Below are 3,670 nucleotides of genomic sequence, written 5' to 3' on the forward strand. Positions count from 1 at the left end.
TTGGTCGAATGCTTTCGCAGAACCACCGTAGGTCTTCGCCAATACAGTAGTGATTGCTGCTGTCAGTGTAGTTTTACCGTGGTCAACGTGGCCGATAGTGCCTACGTTTACGTGCGGTTTCGTACGTTCAAACTTTTCTTTTGCCATGTTTCCCCCAGCTTAGGTTGGCTGCTACTTCGGTTAATTGCAGAATGAGCTGGGGAGAGAAGTGGTGCTGATAGGCAGATTCGAACTGCCGACCTCACCCTTACCAAGGGTGCGCTCTACCGACTGAGCTATATCAGCACTTTATTGGAGCGGGCAGCGGGAATCGAACCCGCATCATCAGCTTGGAAGGCTGAGGTAATAGCCATTATACGATGCCCGCGATCCTGATCTCTTGAGGCCACCTCATCCCAAGAATTTCTTTTGGGCTTTGCCTGGATACATCGCCTTGCTTGCCCGGCATTCGCTGAAACAGCCAATGCCTATAAAGTGGTGGAGGGGGCTGGATTCGAACCAGCGAAGGCTGAGCCGTCAGATTTACAGTCTGATCCCTTTGGCCGCTCGGGAACCCCTCCGAATTTTGATGGTGCCGGCTGCCGGAATCGAACTGGCGACCTACTGATTACAAGTCAGTTGCTCTACCAACTGAGCTAAGCCGGCACTGCATCAAGTGGGGCGCATTCTAGAGGAAGCTTTTGGAGGACGCAACAGGTAATTTGCAAAAAAATGCCTTTTATGGACCGCTTGCTCATATTGTCGCCTGCAACGCTCATATTTGCGCCACATTGACGCTAATTCAGTCTGTCTGACCGCGGATTTGTTCTAGGTATTTTTGCATTCCCAGGAAAACTAAATCCGGTTCATGCTGCACTTTGGTGCGAACCAAAGACTGAATTCTCGGATAATCTCCCCCACAAACAAAAATAGTCGGATTAACAGCCATTTTACTCCCCTGAACACTGGCCTGTTCCAACACGCCGAGTGCTGCCGCCAGGCATCCTGCATCCACTGCTTTTTGTGTTGTGGTACCGGGGGCTAACCCTGCGTGCTCGGAAATATTTCCCCGAACTTTACTGGTGCCACCAAACAAGGCCTTATACATCAGGCTTATTCCAGGGGTTATCCAACCGCCCAGGTAGTGGTGCTGGGAATCAACAAATTCAACATTGATAGCCGTGCCGAAGTCCAGTACAACAAAAGCGGTATCCGTTAACTGAGCGGCCCCAATTACGGCAAGCCAGCGGTCGACACCCATCTGTAAGGGGTTATCATAGCAGTTCTTAATAGAGCCAAAGGATTCCTGTACCTCCGCGTGAAAGAGAGGAATGGCTAATCGTCCCATTAAGCGCTGTAACCCAGAAAGCCAATCGTCATGGCCAACAGAAGCAACAAGTACAGCTTCAACACCTTCCAGCCAGGGAGTCAACTCTTCGGGTGTATCAATGCAACCCAGCACTCTGACCACGGTCCCATCTGACGCAGCAACTTTGGTTCGGCTATTGCCAACATCAATATAAAGCCACTTACTGGAGTGCACTTCTGACACTGATTTCCCCTCCGTAAAATGCCTTTACACCGGTGTCTAACTCAACCAACAATGCCCCATCCTGATTTACCCCCAGGCATTTTCCTTCAAACTGATTTTGTCCACAGATCATTCTGACGAGCCTATTTCGATACAAATTGAGCTTATCCCATTGGTTTAGGTAAGGCTTGAGCCCATCCTGTTCAAACCGCATCAGGTTAAGCTGCAGGGAATCGAGAACATTCACTGCGATACTGTTCCTGTCCACTTCCATTGCCAAATGTGAGCTGAGGTCGGCATAGGGTTGATCTATCAATTTTCCGGTTGCTTCAGGCAGACAAGTGTTAATGCCTACGCCAATAATACAATGACTCTGATCATTGATCTGGCCTTCAATCTCCACCAAAATTCCACCCAGCTTTCGCCCCTCAAGGTAGATATCATTTGGCCATTTAAGCTCAAGCCCTTCTACACCGTTTTTTTGTAGCGCTTCAACCACCGCCACTCCAATCACTAAGCTCAATCCCCCGACAGCTTGGTAACCGCCGGAAAAGGCCCAATACATAGACAAGTATAAGCTGGCACCAAAAGGAGACTGCCACTTCCGACCTTGCCTTCCCCTGCCTGCGGTTTGCGCTTCAGCTAAACAAGCGCCTCCATTTATGTGCAGTTCTGGGTGTTCTTTTAAGTAAGTATTGGTTGAATCCACTACTGACAAAACTTGCAGAGGAACATCAGCAAAACTGCGATGGTGAGCAATCTCGGCCTGTTCCAATAATTTTAATTTTTCAGCCAGACGATATCCCTTACCCGTGACGGAAAAAATCTCCAATCCCAGTCCTTCCAGGCCTTTTATATGTTTACTTATGGCGGCCCTGGATATTCCCAACTCAGCCCCTAGCTCCTCTCCGGAGTGGAATCGGCCATCAGCTAGTCTGATTAAAATTTGATGACGTTTACTATCCGTCTGCATAGTCATAATGCAACTAATCCCTGAGCACCAATAAGGCGCACTTCATTTTCCAAGGTTATCGAAAAGTGGGTCTCCACCGAAGAGCGTATCGCTCTTGCCAGCTCCAGAAGTTCCTGGCCAGTGGCTGTGCCTTCATTCAGCAGCACCAGAGGCTGATTTGCATGACAGGCTACCCCGCCAATGACTTTACCTTTAAAGCCAAGCCTGTCTATCAGCCAGGCAGCCGGAACCTTTACCTCATGCTCATTGACAACAAAACCAGGTATATTCGGCCAAGCCTGTTTTAGTGACTCATAGTGGCTACTGGCAATGATCGGATTTTTAAAGAAGCTACCTGCATTGCCAAACACAGCAGGATCAGGCAGCTTAAGCCGCCTGGTTTCAACCACTTTATTAAAAACCTGCATAGGGGTAGCCAGGCTTCCCAGGGCTTTTAACTCACCATAATCTGTTTGAACGGCAATGTTTTTAGGAAAGTGTAGTATCACCTCTGTGATCATTATTGGGCTCATCTCGGGACGTTTGAAAATGCTATCCCGGTAGCCGAACTGGCATTCTGAGTTGCTAAACTGCAATCTTTCCCCTGTAGAAAGATGGTGTGCCCGCACGCAGGCACAGAACTCGGCAAGTTCGCGTCCATACGCTCCTATATTTTGAATAGGCGCTGCACCAACCGTACCCGGAATTAATGCTAAGTTCTCTGCTCCATAAATCCCCTTACTTAATAACAACTCAACCAGGGAATGCCAGTTTTCTCCCGCGGCAACTTTGACTTCATAGTTATCGGCGGTCTCCTTAATTTCAATTCCCTTAAGGTTGACCTTCAGAATGCACCCTTCGTAGTCTTCTAAAAAAACACTATTACTGCCCTCGCCTAAAAGATAGTAAGGGTCCTGGAGTGATGTTGATAGCGCTGACAGAACAGCGATCTCAACTAATTGCGCTGCTTTCGTATCAATTCCAAATGTATGCAAGGGGGCTAATCTAACCAAAGGTGTAATCTTCAAAGTCATGCTTCAAGGGGTCCGTTAGTGTATTTAACCCCTTCCTTCAGGTCGAGCTTGTCGAACAATAAATATTAACCAAATATAACGGGCAGGGAGCAGTAGTCAGTAAGCAGAGTGGGTCGGAATTGATTCCGACAGCTTTTTAGCGTTCTGACGGTTGGGGTAAACGAGAAACAATAA

The 3,670-nt window shown here is 48.1% G+C and carries 4 protein-coding genes and 4 tRNA genes; all 8 read right to left on the minus strand.

The window, feature by feature from the left end:
- Positions 1-147, minus strand: a 147-nt coding sequence (locus ABD028_RS20310) for a GTP-binding protein (protein WP_343847258.1), incomplete at its 3' end; no start/stop codon positions are given.
- 62 nt (positions 148-209) lie between these two features.
- A tRNA-Thr gene (locus ABD028_RS20315) sits at positions 210-285 on the minus strand.
- A 7-nt stretch (positions 286-292) separates the two neighbouring features.
- Positions 293-367 (minus strand) — tRNA-Gly (locus ABD028_RS20320).
- Positions 368-475: 108 nt separating this feature from the next.
- Positions 476-560: transfer RNA gene (locus ABD028_RS20325), tRNA-Tyr, on the minus strand.
- Between the two features lie 9 nt (positions 561-569).
- Positions 570-645, minus strand: a tRNA-Thr gene (locus ABD028_RS20330).
- A gap of 136 nt (positions 646-781) precedes the next feature.
- Positions 782-1,531, minus strand: coding sequence for a type III pantothenate kinase (locus ABD028_RS20335; RefSeq protein WP_343847259.1), 750 nt, complete (start codon positions 1,529-1,531; stop codon positions 782-784).
- Positions 1,509-2,489 (minus strand): bifunctional biotin--[acetyl-CoA-carboxylase] ligase/biotin operon repressor BirA, encoded by a 981-nt coding sequence (gene birA / locus ABD028_RS20340; RefSeq protein ID WP_343847260.1) that lies wholly within the window; start codon positions 2,487-2,489, stop codon positions 1,509-1,511. Before birA ends, ABD028_RS20335 begins: the two co-directional genes overlap by 23 nt.
- Positions 2,486-3,496: a UDP-N-acetylmuramate dehydrogenase gene (gene murB / locus ABD028_RS20345; RefSeq protein WP_343847261.1), complete on the minus strand. Its 1,011-nt coding sequence runs from the start codon at positions 3,494-3,496 to the stop codon at positions 2,486-2,488. Before murB ends, birA begins: the two co-directional genes overlap by 4 nt.
- Positions 3,497-3,670 lie beyond the last annotated feature (174 nt).

Origin of the sequence: Bowmanella denitrificans (genome assembly GCF_039522935.1) — a bacterium.
Taxonomy (GTDB): Bacteria; Pseudomonadota; Gammaproteobacteria; order Enterobacterales; family Alteromonadaceae; genus Bowmanella; species Bowmanella denitrificans.

Bases quoted from the DNA above. Each gene is read 5' to 3' on its own strand.
- birA (WP_343847260.1), bottom strand. From the start codon at position 2,489: ATGACTATGCAGACGGATAGTAAACGTCATCAAATTTTAATCAGACTA.
- murB (WP_343847261.1), bottom strand. From the start codon at position 3,496: ATGACTTTGAAGATTACACCTTTGGTTAGATTAGCCCCCTTGCATACA.